Here is a 4,019-nt window from a genome sequence, read left to right on the forward strand (position 1 = left end):
ATGGCCCACCAGAACAGCTCCCACACCGACACGTCGAACGTAAAGGTCGTTTTTTGCAGAATCACGTCCGCCTCGCCAAGCGGGTAGCGCTTATGCATCCACAGGATACGGTTGAGTACGGAATGATGCTCGATAGCCGCGCCCTTCGGTTTGCCGGTCGAGCCCGACGTATAGATCACGTAAGCCATGTCGCGCGGACCGGAACCAGGGGGCAAATTCGTCGCATCTTCGGCGTAAACAGCCTCCTCGTTCAAATCAAGAACCCGGCCTTCCAGCTCCGCCGGCACGCGGTCCAGGAAGCGGCTCTGTGTCAGCAGCAACCGGGCCCCCGAATCTTCGACGATGTAGCGGACACGCTCGGCCGGATACTCCGGATCGATCGGCACGTAAGCACCGCCCGCCTTCAGAATCGCGTAGATGCCGACAATCATCTCCAGCGAGCGCTCAGCCATGATCGCCACCGGCACGTCCGCGCCAACGCCTTCAGCGCGCAGCGTCCGCGCCAAACGATTGGCCCGCTCGTTCAGCTCGCGGTACGTCATATGCTCTTTGCCGCAAGTGACGGCAATCCTCTCCGCCAAGCGGCGGACCTGCTCTTCGAACAAGCCGTGAATCGTTTGTTCCCGCGGATACTCCGCCGTGTTGTCGTTGAAGCTGTTCAGCAGCAGCTCTTTCTCTCGCGCTGTCACCAGCTCCAGCTTGTCTGCCAACACATCCGGGTTTGCGGTAACCTGCTCCAGCAGATGAATAAAGTGCTCCTGTATCCGCTCAACATCCTCGCGATCATAGACAACCGCATTGTAGCCGAAGTCGATCCTGATATCCGCGCCGGGCATGATCGTAACGGTGAAGTCATAATTCGTCTGCTCGTTCATCCGGGCGTTACGGATTTCGAAAGTATCCGGCCTGCGTTCTCCAATCCGTTCCATTTCTTCATCCAGCGGATAATTTTCAAAGATCAGAAGATGACTGATCAAATCTTGCTTTTGTGCCGTATGCGCCTGAATTTCGTAGAGTGGATACGTATCGTAAGCGTTCGACTCGATAGCCTGCGCCTGGCCCCGTTTCAGCATGTGGGCAAAGCTCTCGCCGGCCCCGCTTTGGACACGCACCGGAATGGTGTTGATGAACAATCCGATGATCCCCTCCACGCCCGGAATGTCTGCCGGACGGCCCGATACAACACTGCCGAAGACGACATCGGTGCTGTTGTTGTAGCGCTGCAGCGCAATGCCCCATGCCGTTTGCAGCAGCGTATTGATGGTGACCTGATGCGCCTTGGCTGTCCGCTGCAGGGCTGCGCTGAGCGGCTTGCCAGTTAAGCGCGACACTTTTTCCAGCTCGTAGCGCTGCTTGGCATCGGCCGTCTTGCGGTTCGGCAAATCCGTATGCTGCTCATACCCGGACAAATACTCCTTCCAATAAGCCGCAGCTTGGTCTGCATCCTGCTTATCCAGCCATTCCATGTAACGGACGTAAGGTGTGACCTGCGGCAGCTTGACCTCGCGCTTTTGGCGGATAGCAAAGTAAGCGCCGAACACTTCCTGGTACAGCAAGGATATGCACCAGCCGTCCATCACGATATGGTGGAAGCTCCATACGAACGAATACTCCGTATCTCCCGTTTGGAGAATCCCGATCCGCATCAGCGCATCCGCTGCGAGATCAAAGCCTCTGGCCCGGTCCTTGGCGGCAAAGGCGGCGACATAAGCCCTTTGCTCGGCATCGCCAAGACCACGCACATCCTCGAAATAAAACTCACTTGCTTTCGACCTGTACACGATTTGCAGCGGCTCCTGCCTCGAATCGTTGACAATATTCGTGCGCAGCACCGTATGCCGCTGTACCAGCAGCTCCAGGCTTTGGGCAAAAGCTCCGACATCAAAGCGTCCGACCAGCTCAAAAGTGGCTTGCTGGAAGTATGCTCCCGATTTCGGCTCAAGCAGGCTGTGGAAAAGCATGCCTTTCTGCATCGGCGTGAGCGCGTACACATTCTCCACTTCGCCCGTTTGCTCGGCTTGCCGGGTGAGTTCCTCCAGTTCGTCGATGGTCAAGCCTTTCCGCTGCACGTCGCTTGGCGTCAGCTCGGCCTGCTCTTTCGTCACGCAGTGCTCCAGCACCTCGACCAGACGGTCATGCAGCAGTTGAGCTACATGTTCGATGGTTTCCAGACGGAAGGCCTTGGCGTTGTACAGCAGCGTCATCGTCAGCCGGCCGCCCGATACCATGCCGTTGAAGGTGAGCGCATGCTGCAGCGCCGTTTGTGCGCTCACAGACTGTCCGCTCGAATACGGGGAAAACCCGAAAGCGCCGTTTTGCAAATCTTCATCGAATTGGCCCAAGTAGTTGAAGCTGATCTCCGGTTCCAGTTGCAGACGTTCGGCCTCCGAAAGCTCCGATAAATAACGCAGAATGCCGTAGCCGATACCTTTGCGCGGGATGCGGCGAAGATCTTCCTTCACCCGTTTGATCTGTTTGCCGAGCGTCTGGCTGCCTTCTACCGTTAACAGCACCGGATACTGGCTTGTGAACCAGCCGATCGTCCGCGACAGATCCAGCTCCATGCCGATGGCATCAGCCTCGCGGCCATGGCCTTCCAAGCTGATCAACAGCCTCTCTTGCCCGGTCCAATCCTGGACGGCAAGGCCGAGAGCGGTAAGCAGCAGATCGTTCACATTCGTGTTATAGGCGCGGTTTGCTTGCTTCAACAGCTGCCCGGTTGCTTCGGCTGACCATTCTACCGTCACCGTACCGCTGTCGGCGAGCGTGAGTCCGCCGGCCTGTCCGTCTTCCTTCGGCAGTACAGCCGTTTCCGCTTTCTCCAGGTCGCGCCAGTACGCCAGCTCCCGCTGCAATTCGTCGCTAGCTGCCGCCTTCCGCAGCTCTTCGCTCCATGTCCGGAACGAATCGGTCTTATGCGGCAGCCGGATCGTTTCGCCTTGAACAGCCTGCTCGTAAGCCGTCTTCAAATCCTCGAACAAAATGCGCCACGATACACCGTCGATCACGAGGTGATGGATCGCGATCAAGAGATGATCCCCGTCCGCGCAGCGGAACAGACCAAGCTTCAGGAGCGGTCCTTCCTGCAAATCGATACCGGCCTGCAGCTCGCTTGCTTTCGATTCCACCAGTTCGCGGGCATGATCCGCATCCCGGTAATCGAACACGCTCAGCTCAAGCGGCTTGCCTTCATGCACCTCCCGGTTCCAGGCGGTGAAGCCGTCCGGGGCCGCTTTGTATACCATACGAAGCGCGTCGTGATGCTCGATCAGCTTCGCGAAGGCTTGACGAAGCGCCGCTTCCTCAAAGCCCTCTGCCCGGTGGAGCAGCAAGGCCTGGTTAAAGTAGTGAGGCTCGGCAAAATTCTGCTCGAAGAACCAGTGCTGAATCGGTGTTAGCGGAGCCTCTCCAGTCACTGCTCCTTGATCGGCCTTGGCGCCCATTGCCTGGACATAAGGACTGAGCCCTGCGATAGTCGGATATGCGAACAAGTCCTTCATTTCCAGCTTGTAGCCTTGCTGCAGCAAGCGGGAGGACACTTGGATCGACTTGATCGAGTCGCCTCCCAGCTCGAAGAAATTGTCATGGATGCCGACCGCGCTCGTCCCAAGCACGGCCTGCCAGATGGCTGCCATGGAACGTTCCACCGGTGTACGCGGCGGCGCGTAATCTGCGCCGGTTTGCCCGCTGCCGTCAGGTTCAGGCAGCGCCTTGCGGTCGATCTTGTCGTTCGGCGTCAGCGGCATCGCTTCCAGCTGCACGAAGTGCGCCGGCACCATGTAGCTTGGCAGTTTTTCGCTCAGTACTTGGCGCAGTTCGCTTGCCGCCAATTCCTCGCTTGCCACGTAGTACGCGCAGAGCTGCTGCTGGCCTTGGCCGTCTTCCCTCGCGATTACGATCACTTCCTGCACCGCTTCCACCTGCAGGAGCTTCGCTTCGATCTCGCCCAGCTCGATCCGGTAACCGCGGATTTTCACCTGGTGGTCGATCCGCCCCAAATATTCAAGCCGCCCGTCCGG

The 4,019-nt window shown here is 58.2% G+C and carries 1 protein-coding gene; it reads right to left on the reverse strand.

Annotated elements, in window-relative coordinates; genetic code table 11:
- Positions 1-4,019, reverse strand: a 4,019-nt coding sequence (locus tag KQX66_RS36270; protein WP_216798370.1) for a condensation domain-containing protein, incomplete at both ends; no start/stop codon positions are given.

Source organism: Paenibacillus oleatilyticus (assembly GCF_018998565.1).
Taxonomy (GTDB): Bacteria; Bacillota; Bacilli; order Paenibacillales; family NBRC-103111; genus Paenibacillus_G; species Paenibacillus_G oleatilyticus.